17 protein-coding genes are annotated in these 22049 nt (G+C 68.4%); 3 read left to right on the top strand and 14 right to left on the bottom strand.

What is annotated here, in order from left to right; genetic code table 11:
• Nucleotides 1–170: 170 nt before the first annotated feature.
• Nucleotides 171–1058, bottom strand: a complete 888-nt coding sequence (locus J7J50_RS05540; RefSeq protein WP_215056476.1) for a methyltransferase domain-containing protein — start codon at nt 1056–1058, stop codon at nt 171–173.
• 493 nt (nt 1059–1551) lie between these two features.
• Here J7J50_RS05540 and J7J50_RS05535 point away from each other — a divergent pair, with 493 nt between their 5' ends.
• Nucleotides 1552–2103: a hypothetical protein gene (locus J7J50_RS05535; protein WP_215056475.1), complete on the top strand. Its 552-nt coding sequence runs from the start codon at nt 1552–1554 to the stop codon at nt 2101–2103.
• A gap of 42 nt (nt 2104–2145) precedes the next feature.
• On the opposite strand, the gene J7J50_RS05530 is transcribed toward J7J50_RS05535, so the two are convergent.
• Nucleotides 2146–3162: a M28 family peptidase gene (locus J7J50_RS05530; RefSeq protein ID WP_215056474.1), complete on the bottom strand. Its 1017-nt coding sequence runs from the start codon at nt 3160–3162 to the stop codon at nt 2146–2148.
• Between the two features lie 185 nt (nt 3163–3347).
• Here J7J50_RS05530 and J7J50_RS05525 point away from each other — a divergent pair, with 185 nt between their 5' ends.
• Nucleotides 3348–4721, top strand: a complete 1374-nt coding sequence (locus J7J50_RS05525) for a DUF2252 family protein (protein WP_215056473.1) — start codon at nt 3348–3350, stop codon at nt 4719–4721.
• 54 nt (nt 4722–4775) lie between these two features.
• Here the strand turns inward: J7J50_RS05525 and J7J50_RS05520 are convergent, their stop codons facing one another.
• Entirely contained in the window at nt 4776–5513 is a 738-nt protein-coding gene (locus J7J50_RS05520; protein WP_215056472.1) for a siderophore-interacting protein, read from the bottom strand.
• Between the two features lie 222 nt (nt 5514–5735).
• Nucleotides 5736–6539: a MipA/OmpV family protein gene (locus tag J7J50_RS05515; RefSeq protein ID WP_215056471.1), complete on the bottom strand. Its 804-nt coding sequence runs from the start codon at nt 6537–6539 to the stop codon at nt 5736–5738.
• Nucleotides 6540–7420: 881 nt separating this feature from the next.
• On the opposite strand from J7J50_RS05515, the gene J7J50_RS05510 reads away from it, so the two are divergent.
• A complete protein-coding gene (locus tag J7J50_RS05510; RefSeq protein ID WP_215056470.1) occupies nt 7421–7885 on the top strand; it encodes a carboxymuconolactone decarboxylase family protein in 465 nt (154 codons plus the stop codon).
• 66 nt (nt 7886–7951) lie between these two features.
• On the opposite strand, the gene J7J50_RS05505 is transcribed toward J7J50_RS05510, so the two are convergent.
• The 10 genes from J7J50_RS05505 to J7J50_RS05460 all read right to left on the bottom strand — a co-directional run bounded on the left by J7J50_RS05505 (nt 7952) and on the right by J7J50_RS05460 (nt 22048).
• Complete coding sequence (locus J7J50_RS05505) at nt 7952–9763, bottom strand: ankyrin repeat domain-containing protein (RefSeq protein WP_215056469.1); 1812 nt, start codon at nt 9761–9763, stop codon at nt 7952–7954.
• A 145-nt stretch (nt 9764–9908) separates the two neighbouring features.
• On the bottom strand, nt 9909–11129 hold the full coding sequence (locus J7J50_RS05500) for an XVIPCD domain-containing protein (RefSeq protein ID WP_215056468.1): 1221 nt from the start codon (nt 11127–11129) through the stop codon (nt 9909–9911).
• 67 nt (nt 11130–11196) lie between these two features.
• Nucleotides 11197–11856 carry an ankyrin repeat domain-containing protein gene (locus J7J50_RS05495; protein WP_215056467.1) on the bottom strand — a complete coding sequence of 220 codons (660 nt, stop codon included), beginning with the start codon at nt 11854–11856 and terminating at the stop codon, nt 11197–11199.
• A 344-nt stretch (nt 11857–12200) separates the two neighbouring features.
• Entirely contained in the window at nt 12201–12896 is a 696-nt protein-coding gene (locus J7J50_RS05490; RefSeq protein WP_215056466.1) for a tetratricopeptide repeat protein, read from the bottom strand.
• A gap of 80 nt (nt 12897–12976) precedes the next feature.
• Nucleotides 12977–14884, bottom strand: a complete 1908-nt coding sequence (locus tag J7J50_RS05485; RefSeq protein WP_215056465.1) for a DUF11 domain-containing protein — start codon at nt 14882–14884, stop codon at nt 12977–12979.
• 499 nt (nt 14885–15383) lie between these two features.
• Nucleotides 15384–16331: a glycoside hydrolase family 75 protein gene (locus J7J50_RS25260; RefSeq protein ID WP_215056464.1), complete on the bottom strand. Its 948-nt coding sequence runs from the start codon at nt 16329–16331 to the stop codon at nt 15384–15386.
• Between the two features lie 70 nt (nt 16332–16401).
• Entirely contained in the window at nt 16402–17244 is an 843-nt protein-coding gene (locus J7J50_RS05475; RefSeq protein WP_215056463.1) for an NAD(P)H-dependent oxidoreductase, read from the bottom strand.
• A gap of 261 nt (nt 17245–17505) precedes the next feature.
• A complete protein-coding gene (locus tag J7J50_RS05470) occupies nt 17506–18798 on the bottom strand; it encodes an adenylosuccinate synthase (RefSeq protein ID WP_215056462.1) in 1293 nt (430 codons plus the stop codon).
• A gap of 805 nt (nt 18799–19603) precedes the next feature.
• The gene (locus tag J7J50_RS05465; RefSeq protein ID WP_215056461.1) at nt 19604–21304 is read right to left on the bottom strand and encodes a hypothetical protein; all 1701 of its coding nucleotides are present in this window, start codon (nt 21302–21304) and stop codon (nt 19604–19606) included.
• Nucleotides 21305–21859: 555 nt separating this feature from the next.
• Entirely contained in the window at nt 21860–22048 is a 189-nt protein-coding gene (locus tag J7J50_RS05460) for a DUF2065 family protein (protein WP_215056578.1), read from the bottom strand.
• Nucleotide 22049: the final 1 nt, after the last annotated feature.

Here is a 22049-nt window from a genome sequence, read left to right as displayed (position 1 = left end):
ATACCAGCCGGCTCGACCACCTGTATCGGCTCAAGCTGGCCGGACGCGATCCGGAGCGGTTGAAGCGGCGACGGCGTTCGCTGCACGAAATCGCCTGCTGGATCGCGGTGGCGTTGCTGACCGCCGCGGCGCTGGCTTCTCCGGTGCGCGCCGCCGATGCGAGCGCGCGATCAGGCTGCGGGATCGCCGTTCCGGCGCGGCACGAACACGGCGATGCGATCGCTGCGCAATTCCGCGTCGATCGATCGCAACCAATGTTGCGCCGCCAGCACCTGTGTGCACGGCCCGAGGCTGCATAGGCGGATGTCGCGCCACTGCGCCTGCTCGCGAATGCGTTCGAGCATCTCGCCCAGAACGCCGCCGGTGAACGGCGTGTACAGATAGAACACCGTCGCCTGCGACAGATCGGCCGCGCGCGCGTCGGCCTGGATAAAACTCACCCGGCTCAGACGCAAGTCGGCGGCAGCGGCGCGCGCGCTGGCGACATAGGCCGGCTCCAGTTCGACGCCGACGCAGCGCGCGGACGTGCAGGCACCGACCAGCAAGGGAATGTGACCGAGGCCCGAGCCGACATCCAGCAGCACGTCGTCCGCGCCCGGAGCAAGGCGCCGGATCAGATCGAAAATGTGCCGGGCCGGAGTCGGCTGGTAGAACACCATCTCCGGCGCCGGCGCGGCGACGTCGTCGGCGGGCTCGTGCAATTGCAGGATGCCGCCGAGCAGCGCGTCGAGATGATCGTAGCCCTCGCCTTGCGCGATGCGGGTGTCCGTGTCGGCGTGTTCGGCGCGCGGCATCCATTCGCGCAGGCACTCGGCGCCGTCGCCGCGGCGGATGGCGTCGCGCAGGTTCCGATAGAGCCGTTCGTTGACGGCGTCCAGACGCGCTTGCTGGGCGGCGACGTCTGCGCTCAGCGCCCGCGTGTCGGGCGTATCGGACAGGTACAGGCTCAGCCGCTCCATCCGGTCGAGCGCGTCCACGCGCTCGCGCAGACGCTCGGGCCGGTCCAGCGCGAGGTCGACGCGCAAGTGTTCGATCAAGGCGGACAAGGCCTCGCTCATGCCGCCGCCTCCGGCTCGGAACGGCCTCGGCCGCCGTCGCGATGCCGCGCCGTCGCGGCGATCCGCTGTGTGTTGCCGCTTCCGCCCATTTCGCATCCGAGGTTGAAACCGCGCGGCTTGCGCAAGCGGGCGGCGAGTGGCGACAGAGTAAGCGCTGCGGCCGCCACCGTCAGCGCTCTCGCGGTCGGCGGCGGTCGGTCGCTATTGGCCGAATCTCCGGCTCGATACCATGCATGCACCGCCGACGCTCGCCGCCTCTGGCATGCACTCGGCCGTGGTCGGCGCCGCAACGCCGCACCGCCGCGCTGATCCTCGTCGCGCACGGCGGCATCGGACCGCCGCCTCGCCGCGGCTGCGGCAGCGATCGGACCGGCCCGGCCGGCCCCTTGTCTTCGAATTGTCACGCAACAGCCATAAATTGCCGTCATCCCACGACGGCAGTCTCCGCTGCGGACCTGTCCGGTCGCCGGTTCTCTTCACAGGCCATTCCCCCATGCGTTTGTTCAAACTCGTTTCCGTATTGCTGGCGCTGGCGTTGCTGTCGCCGTTGGCCGTGGCCAAACCGCCGTATGTCGAGATCGAACAACGCCTGACGCCGGAGCAATTGCGCGAAGTCGGCCTGTCGGCCGAGCAGTTGGCGACGCTCAACCGCATGCTGCGCGAAGCCGACGACAAGACCGCGCCGGCCGTGGCCGAAGCCGCGGCGCCGGCGCCCGGTCCGGCGATCGGCGCGGGTGCGCCGCAGGCCGCCGGTCCCGCCGTCGGCGCCGGCGCGCCGCCCGCTCACCGCCCCGGCGCGGGCCAGTTCATCGGCCTCAACGACGAGCCGATCAAGAGCCGCCTCAAGCACGACGTCGCCGGCTGGGAGCCGGGCACGGTGTTCGAGCTGGAGAACGGCCAGCAGTGGAAGGTGCTCAAGGGCGCCATGAAACTGCCCAAGCCGATGATCAAACCCGAGATCGTGGTCATCCCCGGCGTCGCCGGCCGCTGGTTCCTGCAGGTCGATGAGGACACGCCGAAGGCGCGGGTTTATCGCATCGATTGATGCCGCGAGCGAGGCGGTGCGGAAAACCCGCCGCCTCGCCGCTCACGGCTGCTGAGTCACCGCATACACCGCCTGCACCACCTTCGCCATGCGCGCGTAGTCGAGCTTGTCGTAGGTGTCGCTGGCCTGATGGTAGGTGTCGCTGCGCAGGAACGCGGTGTCGCTGATCATCAGCGCCGGGTAGCCTTCGTGCCAGTAGCTGAGGTGATCGGAGAAATCCACGCCCTGCACCAGCAGCGGCGGCGCGTTGATCGAATACACCGGCAGGTCGCCGGCGACGGCCATCGCCGCCTTGATCCGGCGGGTCGCGCCGAAGTCGCTCATGCGGCCGGTGACGACGACGAAATCGCCGCGGTCGGAATACAAGCGGTGCATACCGCGCACGGGATAGCGCTGGCTGCCGGGACGGTCGCTGAAGCGGCCGATCATTTCCAGCGACAGCATGAAATCGACCTCGCGGCCGGCCTCGCGCAGCGCGCGCGCATGCCAGGCGCTGCCCATGTGTTCGCTGCGAAAATGCGGCGGCTCTTCCAGGGTATAGGCCACCAGTTCGATCGGCCGCGTCTGCGGGCCGCGGCCCAGCAGGCGCGCGAGTTCCAGCAGCCCGGCGACGCCGCTGGCGTTGTCGTCCGCGCCGGGGGTGTGGGTCTTGGGCGAATAGCCGCGCGCATCGTCGCTGTCGCGGCCGACATCGGCGAAGGAATCGTAATGCGCGCCGATCACCCGCAGCGCCCCGGTTTGCGGGCCGAAACGCGCGATGACGTTGCGGTAAGTGACGCCTTCCACCACCACGTCCTGATAGCTCACCTGCGCGCCGCTAAGCCGCAATTGTTCGTGGATGTAGCGCGCGGCGAGTTCGATGTTGTCGAACTGATCGTAGCTGCGCGGATACAGGTCCACCGACAGATGCCTGACGTCGGCGCGCAGCCGTTGCGGATCGGCGGCCGGCGGATGCGAGGGCCGCGGCGCGACGAAGGGCTGCACGACCAGGGCCAGCGCCAGGGCGGCGAGCGCGGCGAGGATCAGCAGCAGGTACAGCAGATGTCGCAGGCGTCGCACGGTCCAGCCTCCTTGCCGTCGCCGGAACCGCTCCGGCGCTCCATCAAACCGCAGTTCGCGTCGTAGCGCCATCGCGGCCCACGCCGGGATTCATGCCGCTGACATGGGCGCGTGGTCGACTGTCGCGGCGCATTGGAACCTTCCGTGGGCCGGTGCGCGTCCCTCTTCCGTCCGGAATCGCCCGCATGCCGCCTCGCAGCGCTCCCTTGCTCGCTCTCGCCCTGGCCCTCGCTGCCTGCGCCAACGCTCCCGATGCCGGCGCCGCCAGCGCGCGCAAGAGCTGGGTGGTCGCGCAGATCCGCGACTACAACCATCCCTACGCCGCCACCGCGAGCAACGAGCTGGACACCAAGCTGGCGACGATGGCTGGCAGCGCCTACGACTTCTATCGCGGCGCCGATCATCTGTTCTATCAGGACATGCTGACCCGCCCGGCCTCGGCCTATACCAGCGCGCAGACCGGCTACACCTGGCTCGGCGGCGATACCCACCTGGGCAACTTCGACGCTGCGCGCGACGCCAGCGGCAAGGCCGTGTTCCGAGCCGCCGACTACGACGAAGGTTATCTGGGCCAGTACGTGTGGGATCTGCGCCGGCTCGCCGCCAGCATGGTCCTGGCCGGCCGCGACAACGGCCTGAGCGACAGCGACATCGGCGCGGCCATCGACACCCTGGTCGGCGCGTATCTGGATCAGATGTCCGCGTTCAAGGGCAGCGACGGCGAAGCGAGCCTGCGCCTGACCAAGGACAACACCACCGGCGTGGTGGACGACACCATCGCCAAGGCCGACGGCAAGAGCCGGTCGAGTCTGTTGTCGAAATACACCGCGCTCAGCGGCAGCGCGCGCCGCTTCCAGAACCTGTCCAACCTGGTCGCGCTGCCGGCCGCCGGCTACAGCGCGGTGAGCGGCTCGATGGCCGCCTACGTCGGCACCATCGCCGCGTCCAAGCGCTATGCCAGCAGCTACTACACCGTGAAGGACGTGCGCCAGAAGCTCGGCTCCGGCGTCGGCAGCCTGGGCAAGCTGCGCTATTACGTGCTGATCGAAGGGCCGACCTCTGCGACCGCGGACGATGTGATCCTGGAGTTCAAGCAGCAGGCCGCGAGCGTGGTCGCGATCGCCGCGCCCGGCCGCATGCCCGCCACCGCTTACGGCGATCATCAGGGCCAGCGCGTGGCGCGCACCGCCAAGGCGCAGACCCTCGATGCCGACGTGTTGATCGGCTATGCCAGCATCGCCGGCCAGCCGTATTACGTGCATGAGAAGTCGCCGTTCCAGGAAGACTTCGACGTCAGCAAGCTCGACAGCGCCGGCAAGCTCGATACCGCGGCGACGTATCTGGGCCAGGCATTGGCCAGCGCGCATGCCTTGGCCGATCAGGACTACGACGTGTCGGTGGTCAGCTACAGCATCGACAAGCAGGTCACGGAAGCGGCGACCAGCAAGAGCGGGCTGAAGTCGGAACTGCGCGCGTTCGCGTTCGACTACGCCGCGCAGACTCAGCTGGATTGGCGGGCCTTCGTCGAGGCCTACGAGGCGGGCACGCCGTTGTACTGAAGCACGCGGCGGCAGCGGTCGCGCGATCGCGAATACTTGCGGTGAGGCAGGCGTTCAATCCAGCCCGGTGCGTCCCGGCGCCCAGTACGGCTTGATCCGCAAGGCGCCGCCGCCCAGGCCCTGGGCCTTGAGCGCGCGGCCGATGCGCTGGACGGCCGGGGCGCGGCCGGTCAGAACGAAGCTGGTGCGGATCTCGGCGCTGCGCTGGATCGCATCGAGGGTCTGATCCAGATGCGTATCGTCGGCGCGGCGTTCGATCAGGCGCGCCCGGCCGATGCCCAGCAGGTCCAGGACCCGCTGCGATCGCGCCGGCGAGGCGACTTCGAACACGCACCGCAGGCCGGGTTCGTCGCGCTGCAACGCCGCCGCCAGCGCGAACGAGGTCTCATCGCCGAACACCACCGTGCACGACGCCAGGTTCTGCAGATTCAGCGAGCCGCGCGGGCCGAAGACCTGCCGCACTTCGCCCTCGGCCACGCCGCGCGCCCAATCCGAGGCGGGACCGCCGCCGTGGCAGTAGGCCAGGATGCGCATGCGGCCGCTGGCCGGATCGAGTTCGATCGGGGTGAATGTACGCGTCCGCAATCCGCCGTCGAGCTTGAGCTGGACCTTGTCGCCCGGCGACCAGGCGCTGCGTTTGAGCGCCTCGCCCTGCATCGCGATCAGGCGGAAATCCGGGTCGGGCGCCTGTACCGAGGTGATCTGCACCGGCCGCATCATCAGGCGGGTAAACGCGCGTTCAAACAGTCCGGCGCCGGGCGCCTGTGGTGCGGGTAGCGCGGATTGATGCATGAGTTCGGACTCCTGATTCGATCGCAATGGATTGCGAAGAGCCTCTTCAACCGTCCCGCGCTCGCGCGGAGCAGGCTCTTCGGGCGCCTTCACCCGCTGACGGGCGAAGGCGGTCGCTCGATGACATACACCGGTTACGAATTCGCCCCGGCCCTCGCCCGTCAGCGGGCGAGAACCGCAGCCTTGCTTCGCTCAACTCAGGCAATGCCCGAAGCACACCGCTCAGAAGCTGCGCGAAATACCGAAGAATGCCTGGCCGACGCCGTCGGTGTTCTCCGCCACCAGCGGGCTGTCGCTGATCTCGTCCGGCAGCACCTGATAGCTCACGTTGGCGATGAAGCGCCACTTCTCGGCGAAGGGCTTGGCCACGGTCACGCCGATGTGGGGAATGGTCACGCTGCCCGGGCGGTAGCTGACCACGCCGCGCACGACTTCCTTGTCCAGGGTGCCGTAGTAGTAATTGGCCAGATCCTTCGACAGCGCGCTCACGCCGACGCTGGGCGTGAACAGCCAGCCGCCGGCCTGCATCGGATAGCGATAGCTGACATCGGCCTCGTAACCGCCGCTGACATCGGCGATGTCGGCCTTCAGCTCGACCTGGATTTCGCCGGCGGTGCCGCGCCAGCTCGCCGAAACGCCGGCATCGACGCTGTCGTCGCGGTCTTCGAGCAGATCGCGGTTGATGCCGCGGCGGGCCAGTTCGCGGCGGCCGAAATCGTCCGCGTCCATCGCGTCCAGGCGGCCCGACACGAAGCCGTCGAGAACGAAGCTGTCGCTCTTGACCAGGTGGTAGCCGGCGCTGATGCCGCGGAAATAGAAGCGCTCGCCTTCGTAGCCGAAGAACGGAATGGCGCGGGTGTGATTGCCCTCGCCGGCATACAGCTCGGTGCGGATGGCGCCGGCGACGCCGAGGCTCCAGTTGGAAGGTGCGACGTCGGCGCGTTCCTCGCCCTCCTGGCGTACCTGGGCCGACACTGCGAAGGGAAGCAACAACAGCAACGGCGATACGAGGCGAACGATGCGCATGGAATAATCCTGTCGGGGAGTGGGGAGCGCGAGGAACGCGACGCGGCCTTCGCACCACGCGACGCTAGCGGGCGCGGTTTAAGAGTTCTTTAAACCCGGGCGCCTTCTGGAGATATAAAACAAGAAAGGCCGTTTGGGTTTAGCGGCCGTTATGGAAACCGCCATGTCGAGGCGCGATGGCGTGCGACTACACGGGGGCGTATCGATGCGACCGGCGCACGCGGCGCTCGGCTCACCCCCCAGTCCGTCATTCCCGCGAAGGCGGGAATCCAGCGACTTCAAAGGTTCTCGCACGAAAGGCCCTGGATTCCCGCGTTCGCGGGAATGACGAGCAAAAAGCGAATGCGGGCTCCGCTTACTTCGACGGAGCCGAACATCCAGAAACTTCAGCGTCACCCCCAGTCCGTCATTCCCGCGAAGGCGGGCTCCGCTTTACTTCGGCGGAGCCGAACATCCAGAGACTTCAAACGTTCTCGCACGAAAGGCCCTGGATTCCCGCGTCCGCGGGAATGACGGACTGGAAAGATGACGCTGAAGTCTCTGGATTCCCGCGTTCGCGGGAATGACGAGCAAAAGCGAAGGCGGACTGTACGCATCAAACGAGAACGGCCGTGCTCGATGCACGGCCGTTTTCTTTGCGGGGGGCATGTCACGTTCGCGCTACCTGCTTCGTCAGACCCGGTGTAAGGCCGATGCGAGCGCGGCGGAAATATTCACCCAGCCGATGTCACGTTCGCGCCGCCTGCTTCGTCAGACCCGTGTAAGGCCGATGCGAACGCGGCGTAAATATTCACTCAGCCGATGTCACGTTCGCGCCGCCTGCTTCGTCAGACCTGTGAATACCCGATCCGACACCCCTCACCCAGACAGGAGATCCACCCATGACCCTCCAAGCCCGCATGAACCACCCCGCCGTGGTGCTGCCCGAAACGATGAAGGCGCTGTGGGCGCTGAAGGCGTCGGTCGAGCGCAAGGGCGTGCCCGATGCCACGCTGATTTTGATCGAACTGCGCGCCAGCCAGATCAACGGCTGCGGCGCGTGCGTGGACATGCACGCCAAGGCCGGCAAGAAGGCAGGCGAAACCGACGAGCGCCTGTTCGCGGTCGCGGCCTGGCGCGAAGCGCCCTACTTCGACGACGCCGAGCGCGCGGCGCTGGCGCTCACCGAAGCGCTGACCCGGATCAGCGATCGCCCCGAGTCGGTCTCCGACGATATCTGGGACGAAGCCGCGCGCCATTACGACGAAGCCGCGCTGTCGGCGCTGGTGGTGGCGATCGCCAACATCAATGTCTGGAACCGGCTCAACGTCGCGGTGAAGCAGCCGGTGGGTTCCTGGAAGGCGTGAGCGGCAACCCAGCACGTGCGCGGCGCTGATGACGCGCCGCGCGCACGCGCCCCCATGCAGGCGCGATCACAGGCGCGAGCACGACAGCGCGCTGGCGAACACCGGTGTCGGCGCGTTGCGCGCGCGCAGCACCGGCTGGCCGGACTTGAACAAGCGCGCGATGCGATCGCGCGACAACCATTCGTTCTCGAAGGCCTGGCGCACGAACCAGGCCGACAATCCGGCCTGATCCGGATCGTCGAGCCGATAGCCGACCCGGTCCTCGTCGCCGATGCGGGCGACGTGGTCGCTCAACACCAGCAACGGCACCGACAAGGCGCCGCGCACGATCAGCTGCTGATCGTTGTAATCGCCCCACAGGAATTCGCCCAGTTCGCAATCGCCGCCGACCAGCAGCGCGCCTTCGGTGATCAAGGCGCGCGCCTTGAGCGAGCCGGCCACCACCAGCAGGCTTTCGTCGCAGTCCAGGATCGGCCCATCGACGGTCAGATCGCCGGTCACCACCAGCGGATGGCTCAGTTCCAAGGGGCCGTTGATGTGCAGATCGCCGCAGACCCACATCGGTTCGCGGCCCGGCGTTCCGCACGGCGGCTGACGCACGCCGGTCAGCGCCAGACTACGCGCCAGCAGCAGGTGATGCCACGGCGCGCGCTGGGACAGCGCGCCGCCGAGCGCGTCGTTCCAACTCTCCGGCGGCGCGCGCTGCAGTTCGCAGAGCGTGGCGTCGAAGTCGCCGGCGTTGTCGCCGTACAGGCCGGCCCAGAAATCCGCTTCGGCCGGGTTCAGGCGCTTGGCGCCCGACTGCGACAACGCCACGTCGGCCGGCGCCGCGCGCGGGCGCGTGGCGTCTTCCAGCAGTTTTTTCACCGCGACCGAATTGGCGTAATCCAGGGCGTTGTCGTTGCCGACTTCGCGCAAGGGATCGGCGCCGGCGGCGAGGTAGGCCTGCACCGCGACCGTATCGCCCTTCTCCACCGCGTAATGCAGCAAGGGATGGCCGTCGCGCATGGTCGCGTTGGGGTCCAGGCCGGCAGCGAACAAGGCATCCAGATAGATCGCCGTGCCGGGCAGCTTGAACAGGCTCAGCCGCCACGCGTTCGAAACCGGGTTGGGCATGCCGGCGAGCAAGGCCGCGAGCAGGCGGCCGACGATCAAGGCCGGCATCTGCTTTTCCGGCACGGTGGCGTGATTGCGATAGGAGTCCACGCAATCGAATTCGATCGCGCCGCCGGCGCGTCGGCCGCGGCGTTCGCGCAGTTCGCGCCGCGCCCAGGCCTGGAACTGCGGCCGCAGCACCAGCGGATCGAAGGCCCAGCGCAGATCGCGCGATTCGAGGTAATCCGCGACGAAACCGAATTGCGGCTGCGCGCAGGTTTCGCTGTCCAGCACCGCCTGCCACGCGCGCAAGCGCCCGCGCGCGGCACGGTAGTGGCTGTCGGGAAACCATTGCTCGCGTTCGTAGTCCTGGAACGGCTGCGCGTCCAGGGCCTTGTACGCGTCCAGGCGCAGGCCGGCCTGTTCCAGCGCGGCCGCGTCGGGGCGGTCTTCCAGCGCCAGCAGCGCGGCGGCGACGTTGGTCGCGCGCGCCAGCGCCGGACGGATCGGCGAGGCCTGCGCATCGGGCTGCGCCAGCACTTCGAACGCGGTCGCCAGCGCGCGGCCCAGCGCCCACGGATACCGGGTGCGGTCGTCGTTGCCGATGCTCCACTTGATCGTGTCGCGCATGTGGCTGGCGATGTAGGCGTACAACACCACCGGATCGCGCGGATAGCGCTTGAGGTGGGCGTCGGCGACGCGGCGGCGGTTGCTGTTGCTGGAATCGGGCTTGAGCAGCTCGGCCTGCGCGCGCGGCAGGTCGGGCGAGGAAATCGGCGTCATGACGCGGGAACGTCCTGTCGGGAGATGGACTTCCTTATGCAGACGAAGCAACGGCCCCGCATCCCGCATCGCGCGCGGATCGGAACCGGCAAAGCGTGAACTCGGACCAGCCGGCGGCGGCGCGGGCCGCCGCCGGCGATGCGGCTCAGGTGCTCATCGCGCGGCGTTGCTCGCTGTGCGCGGGCGCTTCGGCCGGCGCGGCCTGGGCCAGCGCGGCGTTGTCCGGCGGTTGCGACACCGCGCGCTGCTGGTCGAGGAACACGCGGCGATGGCCGGGATCGTCCAGCCCGCCCTGGACCAGGAAGAAACCGCCGCCGTCGCGGCCGGGGATGACGTGATCGATGCGCTCCATGCCCTGCGCGCGGGCGTCCACCGCGCTGTGGCTGGCGGCGTTGCGATAGCCTTGCTCGCCGCGGAAATCCAGCGCGCCCGGCTCCAGGCCGCGCAAGCCGCGCAGCGCCTGATCGTAGAGCGCGTGGCCGGGATGGGCCGGGTCCGCGGGCCCAGGCTGTGCCTGCGGCGCCAGCACCACGCCGGGTTCGCCGGCGACGCGGCCGCGGCCGGCGTCGTGCTGCTCCGGGCCGGGCATCGCCATTTCCTGCGCCTTGATCACCGCTTCGATGTAGTGGATCTGCACGCCGTGCTTGATGCCGTTGCCGGGCACCATGCGCTCCCAGAACGATTGCGGGTCCGGATCGGGCAGTTCGATCTTGTGTCCGACCGCGTCGGGCATCGCCCATTTCAACGGGATGCTGTGCTCCTGCAGATCGGTGAGGATTTCGTTCTTCACCGCGTAACGACGGATCTGGCCGTTGTCGGCGACCTCGCGCTTGGCCGCGTCGGCGTCGATGCCGATGCGTTCGAGGGTCTTGTCGTGCACGCCCGAGGCGTTGAAGGTCACCGCCGGAATGCCGCTGCTGATCGAAGCCACGCCGGCCAGGCCGCCGCCGAGCGAATGGCCGGTGATCACCACCTCATCGCCGAAGGCCACGCTGGCTTCGCGCGCGAGCGCGATGGCCTGGTTGTACTGCGCATCCTCGAAGCCCAGGCCCTGGCGGAAATTGGTCACCCAGTCCTTGCCTTCGTCGGTGCCCGAATAGGCCAGCACGTAGTGGCCGTGTTCGTCGCCGTAGATGCGCGCGAGAAAACCCGAGTCCTTGTTTTCCAGGCTGGACGGATCGATGCCGGCCGCGCTCAGTTGCTCGGCGTTCAACGGTTTGAAACCGTCGGCGCCGGGGCCCTGATCGTAGAGATCGTCCATCAGCCGGGCGATGGTCTTGTCGATCGGCTTGGCCTGCTGGCCGCGCACTTGATCGGCGAAGGACTGCGGCTGCTCGCTCGCGGGCGGTTGGCTTGACTGGCTCATGCTGCGGTCTCCCTGAATTCCTTGGTGTGCCGTAGTTCCTGATGTCGGGCGTGATGTCGCCGCTGCCTCAGCCGCGTTCCAGCGTGATGCCGTGCTCGCGCAACCACGCATGCAGCGCGTCGCGATCGGCGCGGGTGCGCGCGTTGAGCAGGCTCGGCGGCGTCATGAACGCGTAGCGCTGGAACGTCACGCCCTGAGCGTTACGCGCGGTGGCGTCGGCGCCGGCCTTGAGCAGCGCCAGCGCGTGATCGGGCTGGTTGATCTTGCCGGCCACGTGCAGCGCGGTATTGCCCATGCGGTCGGCGTGATTGGGATCGGCGCCCGCGCTCAACAAGCGCTTGAACTGCACCGGCCTTTCGCCCATCAACGCGGCGCTGAGCGGCGTCGCGCCGGTCACCGAATGCCGCGTGTCCGGATCGGCGCCGTGCGCGAGCAACGCCTCCAGGAACGCGGGATCTTTCGCCATCGCCGCCAGATGCACGACGGTGCCGCCGTCCACGCCGGGCCAGGCCGGATCGGCGCCGAGTTCCAGCAGCGCGCTCAGCCCGTCCAGGCTTTGATTGAACACTGCCCATTCGAGCAGGGTCACCTGCCTGTCGCCGCGCGCGGACAGCTCCACGTCCGCGGCCAGGCGGCGGATATCGGCGCGATCGCCCGCGGCGACGGCGTCGGCCAGTTCGGCCACGCGCGGATCTGCGAATACCTGATGCGTCACTGCTTCCGACATCCTGGACTCCTCCTGAGCACCTTGCGGGCTTTCCCCGAGGCCCGCCTGAAGGCGGGAGGTCTTGCGAAGCGCACGTACACCCCTGCCGTAGCGCCTTGCGACATACGGCCACGTACCGTGGCCCGGGGAGCCTAGCAAGAACTGGGTGCCATTGCAGCCGGGACTGCGTCACAGTTTTGTGCCGCGCGGCACGCTGGCGGGCGAATTCGCGTGGGGCGATGTCGCGAATATCGGCGTCGACGCCGATAGGGAATGGCGTGCGGAATCCGGTGATGGCGGAGCGTCGCTACGCGCTCGATCCGTTCGGCCGATCCGTGCCGGACCTGCTTACCATGCGCCGCCCATCAACGCTGACTGCGCGCGGTTTCTTCGAATTGCCGGTACAGCGCCTGATGCTCGCCGGGACGCTGCGCGCCGTCGCGGAACACCGCCTCGGCTTCGGCGTGGCGGCCGAGCTTGAGCAGGCATTCGCCGCGCGAAAACGTCGCCGCGTCGCCTTGCGGATTCACCCGCAGGGAATGCTCGAAGCCGCTCAGGGCCGCGGCGTAGTCGCCCAGTTCCATGAAGCTGAAAGCGCGGTTGTCGATCGCCTCGAAGAACAGCGGGAACAGATCGAACGCGCGCTCGTAGTGTTCGATCGCGCGTTGCGGCTGGGCCTGTTCGCTCAACGCGCAGCCCTGGCGGTATTGCGCGTTGGCCTCGGCGATGAGCCCGCTCAGGTCCTGGCCGGTGGCTTCGACATAGCGCGGGAAATCGGTGTGCTTGAGGTATTCGAAGAAGCCGGCCCTGTCCGCGTCGGTGAGCGGTTGCGAGTGCAGCACGCTCCAGCGCGCCTTGAAATCGGCCGCATCGATCGGCGCGTGATGCACCGCGATCTCCAGCCTGTGCAGCGCATCCGCGCGGGGACGTTCGCGGGTCGGCCGATAACTCGTGCAATGGAAGACTTCGCTGCCATCGGGCCAAGTGTCGGTTTCGACAATGCGCACCGTGCGCCAGTCGCCGTTGTCGTCTTGGAGAATGATGAAATCGCCGGCTTTCATGTTGGGTCCCCTGGCAGTCGCGCACGAGCTTAAGCGCCGCCGCCGCGCCGCGAAAGCCGCGGCGCGCATCGACAGGCCGGTCAGTAGTCGGCGGGGTTCGGGCTGAAGCGCACCGGCACGGTGATGTCCACACAGGCGCCCACCGGCAACACCACGCCGCTGACCGCGATCGCGTTGTCGTTGACCGCGCCGCCGCCGGCCGGACAGGTGCCGCCGCCGCTGGCGGGCGCGCACGACCACGGCGCGCGCAGACGCGCGCCGTTGGGCAGGTTGTCGCGAATGACCGCGCCGCTGGCCGCATCCGGGCCGTTGGCGTTGCAGGCGCGCACGACGTAGTCGGCCTGCCCGCCCGGGGTATAGCTCGTATTGCTGTCGTTCTTGCTCAGCGACAACGACACGCACACCGCATCGACCGTGGCCGCGGCGCTGTTGTCGGCGCCGCCGCCGGGCACGGGGGTGACGAAGCCGGCTTGCGCCGAACTGCCTTCGGCTAACGGCGCGCCGGCGGCGATGGTCGCGGTGTTGACGATGGCCGCGCATTGGCCGGCGCCCAGGGTCGCGTTGATCGTGTACCTGAGCCCCGCGCCGGCCACGGCGTTTCCGGCCGGCAAGGTGGCGGTGGCGGCGATCGCGCCGCTGCCGCTCGCGGCCGGACAGGTCGCCGCGCCGATCGGCGTGCAAGTCCACGAGGTGAAGGCAAGTCCGGCCGGCACCGCGTCGGACAGGTTCACCACCGCGTCGTGCGCGCTGGTGTCGCCCAGCGTCGGCCGCGCGGTGTTGTTGCGATAGGTGACGGTGAACTGCACGTTGCCGCCGGGCGCCGGCGCGGCGTTATCGACCTGCTTGGCGGCCTGCAGATCGACATCGTTGTCCACGATGGTGAGCGTCGCCGTCGTCTGCCCGGCGCTGCCGCTCGCGCAACTGGTGGTGGAGGTCAGGGTGTAGTCGTTGGCGCTGGGCTGCGCGGTGAACTGCACGGTTTCGTTGTTCTCGATCACTGCGTCGTCGATGACGCTGATCGGCAAGTCGAAACTGGTGTTGTCGTAACTGCCGGCCGGAATGCTGACGTTGACGATGTTGCCGCTGCCGCTGGTCACGCTGAAATCGCTGCCGAGGGCGGCGGTGCCGCCGGTGATGCGCACCGGAACCACGATGCCGCCGGACGGCACGGTGCCGATGACGCGCAGCCGCGGCAACGTCGCCGTCTGGCCTTCGCGGGTGCTGTAGTTGGCCGCGTCGAATTCGATGTAAGGGCGCAGGGTGATCTGGATTTCGTCGAGGAAATTGCCCAGCGAAATACCGCCGCTGCTGCTGACCGCGGCGAATCCGACCTGCTGCACGCCCGAGGTTCCGCTAAAGGTGAAGGTGCCGCTGTAGTCGCGCCAGCCGTTGCTGCTGGCGCCGATGCTCAGCGTGCCCTGGCTGGCCGAGGACGGCGTGCCAGTGGTATCGACGCGGTCGGTGCCGTCGTTGGTGGTGCCGATCTGGGCGATCGCGCTGGTCACCGCGGTGGCGGTGCTGCCCGATGCGTTGACGCCGAAGCTCATCACGTCCGGCGTCGTCGCCGAGTTGCGGCCGCGATGGCTCAGCCGCCAGCCGATCACTTCGCTGTTGGTCAGGCAGATGTTCTGGAAGATGCGCGAGGCCTGGCTGGCATTGAGCTCGGCATGCTGCTTGCCGGCGCGCGCGGGCGTGGCGTTGAAGCTGTTGCCCCACAGTTCCACGACCGGCCCGCTGGCCGGGTTGGGCGTCACCCCGCAACCGCCGGCGACGCCGGAGGGATGGGTGGTGTTCCAGCCGCTGACCTGTTGCGGCCCGACCAGGAACGCGACGCAGGCGCCGGTGCCCAGGTCGGGCTGTTCGAAACCGAGATTGACGAAGGTGCGCTGGACCTGCGCCTGCGCCGGCAACACCGCCGCCGCGATCAATGCGGCCAGCGCGGCCCCATACCCTCGGCGCGCAGAGCGCCACGCGTTGTCTGTAACCATGAGTCGCCTACTCCCCCTGTGAGGCAGGCGCGCAGCCACCGCAGTACCGTCCGCCGTCGTCGGCGGACCCGGGCCGGCGCCGCGCTCGCGGCGGTCGCCCCTCGACCTGCAGGCGACCAGACGCCGCCGGAATCATCTGAGCCCGGCTATAAATGTGCCGAACAGCACACTTTTTAGATGAGGAAGCGTGAGGATTGTGTAGGAGTCCGGGGACAGAGGGGCCGTCGTGGTCTGAGGCGAGGGCCGTAGCGGTCCGAGAACCGTGCCCTCTCCCTCTCCCGCTTGCGGGAGAGGGCCGGGGTGAGGGGGTGAGCGCCGCAGGCGCGAATGCACTTGCCGGATTTCTGCGAGTCGCGCCCTCACCCAGCAAGCGGGAGAGGGGCTTCAAGAACCTCGGGCACTCAGATGGTTCTATCAGCGGCTATGGAGAGAGCACGCCAGAACCGATGTTTCTACGCCACACAATGGCGCGACCCAAGCCGACACCTACACCCCAAACTCAAGACGAATAATCGCCCACGCACTTCGCCAACCGCTCCACCCCGCCCCATTGCTCGAAGCGAACACGCGCCGCCGCGTCGATGCGTTCGGGCGTCATGAACGGCCGTTGTGTGTCGCGGGTGCCGGGGAAGATCAATACCGCCGCGCGCGGCAACGTCCAGCCGCGGCCCACGAACGGCGGCTTGCCGCGCACTTCCAGATAGTTCTGCGACAAGCCTTCGCGGCCCAGCAGCTTGCCGTTCAACGCGATCGACGCCTCGCCCAATTGCCGCGACGGCCCGGAATCGCCGACCACCGCGAACACCACGCGGTTCGTGCCGGGCACCATCGTCACCGCCAGATCGCCGATCTTGGCGCGCGCGGCGAACGCGGACGGCGCCTTGGGAATCACCAGCGCCGGCGTCAGCAAGGCATCGACGTAGTTGCCGATGTCGCAGGCATCGGTCATGCCCGGCGCATGCAGCGCGGTGGCCGAGACCAGGAAGCCATCGACCGCCGGACACGGCTTGCCGTTGCGGAAGGGAATGATCGAAGAGGAAATCCGCGTCGCCTGCAATTGCGCCGCGGGCCAGCCGGCGGCGCTGGCCTGCTCGGTCGCGATGCGGCGCGCGCGCAACTGCGTGTTCGATAAACCCGCGCAAGCATCGCTCATCGCATTGCACAGATTGTTGAGCGCGACCCGCTCGCCCCAGAAGTCGTCCACGCGATACGAGCGGCGCGTACCGTCGGTGTTGACGTTGAGCGCTTCCACGAACAGCAGCGACGCCGATTGCGGATCGGCCCACACCGCGGTGCTGCCGCCGTGCGCGTTGCCGTCGGCTTGCTGAAACGACAGGCTCATGCCGCACTGGGCGCCGCGCGCCGGAGCGGCGGCCAACGTGCAAACGGCCAGCGACAACGCCAGCGGCAAGCCGCGCTTGCCCCACCACGATGAATACGCGACCACGGCCCGCTCCTTGTGCCTTCCCGCTCAGGACAACGCCCGGCGCCGGCGCGAGCGGCCATCGCGGCGTGTATCAATCGCGACCGGTCAGTCCGGTACCGGCGGCCACGTGCAGGGCGAAGCCTTGCGTTCCCGCGGGTTCCAGCCCGGGCCTGAGCGTCATCGACGGCACCTCGTAATCGCCCGCGTTCTGCTGGCGGAAAGCGATCGGCGCATCGCTCCACAAACCATCCAGGCGCTGGATCAGCCGTTCGCGGATTCCCGCGAACTGGTCCTCGCCCATGCGATCGGTCCGGTAGACCACGAACGACGGCATCACCTCGAAGCCCGGGTAATGCAGCACGCCGTGATTGATCGGGAACAGCATGTCGTCGATCGGGCCGTTGATTCCGCGCGGGCCGTAGTGTTCTTCCCAACCGCCGGCGGTGACCGACAGCATCGCGCGCTTGCCGGCCATCCGGCCTTCGCCGTAGCGATCGCCCCAGCGCCGGTCGGAATGTTCGCCCACGCCGTAGGCGAAACCGTAGGCGTAGACGCGATCGACCCAGCCCTTGAGGATCGCCGGCATCGAGAACCACCACAGCGGAAACTGCAGGATCACCGCATCGGCCCAGCGCAGCTTGTCCTGCTCGCCGCGCACGTCGTCGGTCAGCGAGTCGCTGTCGAAGGCGCGGCGCGAATCGGCGGGAACGATCAGCTTCGCGGCGGCGTCGCGCAAAGGAAAATCGTCGCCGTCGACGCTGGCTTTCCAGTTCTGCGCATACAGATCGCTGACCTCGACCTCGTGCCCGCGCGCGAGCAGATGCTCGCGCATCGCGTCCTTGAGCGCGCCGTTCAACGAGGCCGGTTCCGGATGGGCGTAGACGATCAGCACGCGTTTGCGGTCGATGGCGGTGTGCGGCGATTCGGAGTTCATGGCGGCGGGAAGGAAGATGCGAAGGGCCCAACGATACAGTCGCATCGCGCTACGCAGGGTTCGCCACGGACCCTTCATCGGGGAGCATCAGGAACCAATCCAACCTTGATCGACGAACACCGTAACCGCAGCAACGGCGCGAACATTGGGCCGCCCGCCCGCCTGCCCGGCCACGCCGCCACCCGCCGCAACGCCGGCCGCGGCCGCGCAAAAGAAAAACCCCGCTCGCGGGGCTTTTCGATAAAACGACAACGCAGCCGCTTACGCCCAGGGATCGCGCAACACCATGGTGTGGTCGCGGTCCGGGCCGGTGGAGACGATCGCCACCTGGCAGCCGGCGAGTTCTTCCAGCGCGCGCAGGTAGGCGCGCGCGGCCGGCGGCAGCTTGTCCCACTCGGTGATGCCGTGGGTGTTTTCATCCCAGCCCGGGAATTCCAGGTAGACCGGCGTGCACTCGTCCCAGCCGGCCGCGTCCAGCGGCGCGTATTCGGTGCGCTTGCCGCGGTATTCGTAGGCGATGCAGATCTTCAAGGTCTTCATGCCGTCGAGCACGTCGAGCTTGGTGATGCACAGGCCGGTGATGCCGTTGATCGCCACCGCGCGCTTCAGCGCGACGATGTCGATCCAGCCGCAGCGGCGCGGACGGCCGGTGGTGGCGCCGTATTCCTGGCCGCGATCGCGGATGCCCTGGCCGATTTCGTCGTCGAGTTCGGTCGGGAACGGGCCGCCGCCGACGCGGGTGGCGTAGGCCTTGGCGATGCCGAGCACGTAGTCGATCGAGTCCGCGCCCACGCCGGTGCCGGCGAGCGCGCCGCCGACGGTGGTGTTGGACGAGGTGACGTACGGATAGGTGCCGTGGTCGATGTCGAGCAGCGAACCCTGCGCGCCTTCGAACAACACGCGCTTGCCCTGCTTGCGCAGGTCGTGAAGGATGCCGGCGACGTCGGACTTCATCGGCTCGACGTATTCGCCGAAGGCCAGCGCTTCGCCCAGGGTCTGCTGGTAGTCCACGCCTTCCACGCCCAGGTACTTGGTCAGGACGAAGTTGTGGTAGTCCAGCGCGCTGCGCAGCAGCTCGGCGAGCTGGGCCGGGTAATGCAGGTCGGCGACGCGGATGCCGCGGCGCGCCACCTTGTCTTCATAGGCCGGGCCGATGCCGCGGCCGGTGGTGCCGATGGCCTTGCCGCCGGCGGCCTTTTCGCGGGCCTGATCCAGGGCGATGTGGTACGGCATGATCAGCGGCGTGGCCGGGCTGATCTTCAGACGCGAACGCACTTCCACGCCGGTCGCTTCCAGCTCGCCGATTTCCTTGCGCAGCGCCGCCGGGCTCAGCACCACGCCGTTGCCGATCAGGCACAGCGCGCCTTCGCGCAGGATGCCGGAGGGGATCAGATGCAGCACGGTCTTCTTGCCGCCGATCACCAGGGTGTGGCCGGCGTTGTGGCCGCCCTGGAACCGCACGACCGCACCGATCTGCTCGGTCAGCAGATCGACGATTTTGCCCTTGCCTTCATCGCCCCACTGGGCACCGAGAACGACGACTGACTGACCCATGAGTCCAAACTCCTGCGCTTGCTGTGAAAGCGGCCTTGGCCGCGAGGTCCGCCACGGGCCAGTCGCAGCCGATGCCGCGCCACAGGGCCATGAACGGAAAAAAGCCGGCGGGGATGGCCCCGTCCGGCTTTTGTGCATTATCCGGACTTCGGGTGGCCAAGGCCACCCCAAAAACGGTCCGAAACGGTCCGCAGCCGCACGATCGGCGGTGTTTGTGCCGATCCGTTCATGCTCGGGGGCCGCGGACGCGGGCCATGGCGGCCATCCGGCCTCTCTTGGCCCCGGGTAAAACGCGGGCCCGGCCTTGCGCCGGGCCCGCCATCGCCGCGCGGTCCGACGCGCCCGGCGATCTCAAACGCTTACCTCCTGACTTGCCCGGCGCGGGCGCCTGGCGTGCGTCGATGCAGTCGTCGATGCCGTTCTTGTTCTGATCCAGGCGCCGTCCGCTGAGCGGGTAATAGGTGCGCGTGGCCAGCGGTCCCTCCACGTATTCGCGTTTTTCCGCGTTCCGTTCTAGGCCCGCGATGGCCCGCGCGACAGGGCGAAACCGGGTCGCGCCCGGGACAGGCTGGGAAGGTTTCGCGACCGCGACTGCGCGGCGGTGATGCGGGTCTCGCTGCCGGCTTGATCGGCGTCGGCTGCGGAGAGAGTGCGTGAGCCGCCGCCGGATGCGATTCCGGCGGCGCGCGACGGCGACGCGAGCGCGCCGACGCCCGACGCGCAAGCGCGATAAAACGCGAACCCGGCCTTGCGCCGGGCCGCCGCCGCGCCGCGATCCACGCGGCGCGGCCTCACATAGCCGAGGTCACCGGACCTGGCGCGCCTCGATGTAGTCGTCGATGCCGTTGCGGTTGCGATCCAGGCGATGGCCGCTGAGCTGGTAGTAGGTGCGCGTGGTCAGCGCGCCGCGCAGGTACTGGCGCTTGCCCGGGTCCCAGTAAGTCGCCTGCGGGTCGGTGCTGTCGGCGGTGAAATAGACCGCCGTGGACGGGAACAGACCGACCACCGCGCCGCTGCCGCATCGCATCGCGTCGGCGATGGACAGGAAGCTGTCTCCGCAATCGGACGCATCGACCACGTCGTAGTCGTGCCGCTCCTCCCCGACCTTGCCCGCCGGCACCGTCCAGACTTCCGAAGGCGGTGTGACCACGCCGCCGAAGTCGTGATCGCCACCCGGCCAGACCAGGACATCGCGCCCGTGCAGATCCAGCAGGCGGCCGCGCACGGTCAACTGCTCCTGCGCCAGCGGCCGCGGCAGTTCGCGCATGCGCAGGTTCTGCACGCGCAGCGGCACCGCTCCCGGGTTGGACACGCCGATATTCCAGTTGCCGGCCTCATCGAAGCTGCCCGAGTCGAAGGCGTGCACGCGCGGATTCAAACCCATCGTCTTGCCCGCGCCGTCGCGCAGCACCACGCTTTGCAACAGCAACGATTCGGGCGTGGACAAATCGAACTTGCTCGCCATGAACGAAGCGCCGACATAGAACCGCGCACCGCCCGCCGCCTGCCCCGGCGCGCCCGTCGCACCGGCGCACTCGCCCGTGCCCCAGGTCGGATTCGGCGCGCTCCAGGTGATCAGATACGGGTAGTAGCTGCCGCCCTGCGCGCTTTCGGCCGGGCCGACCGGGCCGGTCATCACCGGCGCGAGCCAGGGGCTGGCGCAACCGGCGTAGGCGCCGTCGAGCGAAGGCGCGGTGCGCGAGGGATGCAGCACGCGCAATTCGATACTGTGCGCCGCGGTGGCGTTGGGATTGACCAGTTCCCAGTTCCACATGGTCTGCATCGACAGGCCGAGATTGGCGGCCAGCCACGAATACTCCCTGTCGCCGAAATAGCGGTCGCCGCCGGCGCGGGTTTCCGCGTCCACGCCGCTGCCGGCCGCCATCAGATTCTGGCGCGCATCGGCCTTGTCGATCGCCGCGCCGTGCCCCAGTCCGTAGTTATGTCCGGATTCGTGCGCTGCGGTGCCGGCGATCGCGTTGGCCCAGCGCTGCAGCGTCGAGTTGGCGCCGCTCAGCGCGCCGCCGGCCCAGTCCTGATACGTCTTGGCCCAGACGTAGGAATAATCGATCGCTTCGCGATCGCCGACATCGACGTTCTGCGCATAGCCGAACAGACCCTCGGAGACGTCGGACGCGGTGGTCACCGCGACGACATTGCGATGCGCGTGGATCGCCGGCGGCAGGCTTGCGGTGTCCAGCACCTGCACGTTGAGTCCGCAGTAATCCTGCGCGACCGCGTCGGTGATCGCCGCGCGCAGCGCGCCGGTGGAGCCGCTGAAACCCGCCAGGTCGGCGGCGGAGAACCGCGCCGCCGGATCGGTCGCCGAGGCGGCGGAAAAGCCGAACGAGGGATAGCTCAGCGGCGCGGACGGAAACAGCAGATACAGCTTGTGCGTCTTCTCGTCCGGATGCGCGGACGCGCAACTGGCGGCCAAGGCCGAACCGCTCAACGACAACAACGCGAGAGCCAGCGCGCTGCGGCGCAATGACGATGATTCCTTCATGGGACTACTCCAAAGGTCGATGGTACAGCCAGGTTGCGTCGCGACCGCATCCGGCGCCGCCGTCGTTCAAGCGCGGCGGCGCGCCAATCCGGAGCCCTGCGATCGCGACGAAAACCGGACAGTGCGCGATGCATTCCAGGGCCGGCACGCAGGCGCCGCGCTCGCTGTATCACCGTCGGTTTCAGGCGCGCGTTCGCGCCGGAAACCGCGCGAACGCGGGAACGATTGTGGACGCAAAGGGACGCTTTCGCATTGTCGCGGGCGATCGTCGCAGTGGAGTGACCACGGTCACGCCGCGATTATCGTCGCTGTCGAATGCGGGAGGTTCATGCGAGTGCGCGCCGGCATGGACACGGGGCGGCAGGTTGCGGCCGCGCGCGCGCTGAATCGGCCGGTCGAACCACACGGCTGAGTCCCACGACTGAATGGATGGCCGGAATGAATGGGCCGAAACGGCGAGCGGATCGTCCGGCTGAATCGGCGCGCCGAATCGCCCGACCGAACCGCGCACATGAGCCGGCCCGCCGAACGCGCGACGCGCCCGCAGGCTTTCGCTCAGACCGCGCGCAACACCCACAACGCGATCACCGCCACCGCCACCACGATCCCGCCGACGATGCGCAGCTGTTTATCGGGCAGCGCCTGCAACTGTTCGGCCGCGCGTTTCCAGCCGCCCGGCGCTACGAACAGGAACAGGCCTTCGAGCACTGCGACCAAGCACAGCGCCCGGATCAATTCGCCGATC

This window comes from Lysobacter sp. ISL-50 (assembly GCF_018612875.1).
GTDB lineage: Bacteria > Pseudomonadota > Gammaproteobacteria > Xanthomonadales > Xanthomonadaceae > Lysobacter.
Note: the sequence above shows the minus strand (reverse complement) of the source record. Positions and strands in the feature narration are given on the sequence as shown.

What these genes read in the sequence shown, in the direction of transcription:
- J7J50_RS05540 (WP_215056476.1), bottom strand. Translation starts at nt 1,058, where the DNA reads ATGAGCGAGGCCTTGTCCGCCTTGATCGAACACTTGCGCGTCGACCTC.
- J7J50_RS05535 (WP_215056475.1), top strand. Translation starts at nt 1,552, where the DNA reads ATGCGTTTGTTCAAACTCGTTTCCGTATTGCTGGCGCTGGCGTTGCTG.
- J7J50_RS05525 (WP_215056473.1), top strand. Translation starts at nt 3,348, where the DNA reads ATGCCGCCTCGCAGCGCTCCCTTGCTCGCTCTCGCCCTGGCCCTCGCT.
- J7J50_RS05520 (WP_215056472.1), bottom strand. Translation starts at nt 5,513, where the DNA reads ATGCATCAATCCGCGCTACCCGCACCACAGGCGCCCGGCGCCGGACTG.
- J7J50_RS05515 (WP_215056471.1), bottom strand. Translation starts at nt 6,539, where the DNA reads ATGCGCATCGTTCGCCTCGTATCGCCGTTGCTGTTGTTGCTTCCCTTC.
- J7J50_RS05510 (WP_215056470.1), top strand. Translation starts at nt 7,421, where the DNA reads ATGACCCTCCAAGCCCGCATGAACCACCCCGCCGTGGTGCTGCCCGAA.
- J7J50_RS05505 (WP_215056469.1), bottom strand. Translation starts at nt 9,763, where the DNA reads ATGACGCCGATTTCCTCGCCCGACCTGCCGCGCGCGCAGGCCGAGCTG.
- J7J50_RS05500 (WP_215056468.1), bottom strand. Translation starts at nt 11,129, where the DNA reads ATGAGCCAGTCAAGCCAACCGCCCGCGAGCGAGCAGCCGCAGTCCTTC.
- J7J50_RS05495 (WP_215056467.1), bottom strand. Translation starts at nt 11,856, where the DNA reads ATGTCGGAAGCAGTGACGCATCAGGTATTCGCAGATCCGCGCGTGGCC.
- J7J50_RS05490 (WP_215056466.1), bottom strand. Translation starts at nt 12,896, where the DNA reads ATGAAAGCCGGCGATTTCATCATTCTCCAAGACGACAACGGCGACTGG.
- J7J50_RS05485 (WP_215056465.1), bottom strand. Translation starts at nt 14,884, where the DNA reads ATGGTTACAGACAACGCGTGGCGCTCTGCGCGCCGAGGGTATGGGGCC.
- J7J50_RS05475 (WP_215056463.1), bottom strand. Translation starts at nt 17,244, where the DNA reads ATGAACTCCGAATCGCCGCACACCGCCATCGACCGCAAACGCGTGCTG.
- J7J50_RS05470 (WP_215056462.1), bottom strand. Translation starts at nt 18,798, where the DNA reads ATGGGTCAGTCAGTCGTCGTTCTCGGTGCCCAGTGGGGCGATGAAGGC.
- J7J50_RS05465 (WP_215056461.1), bottom strand. Translation starts at nt 21,304, where the DNA reads ATGAAGGAATCATCGTCATTGCGCCGCAGCGCGCTGGCTCTCGCGTTG.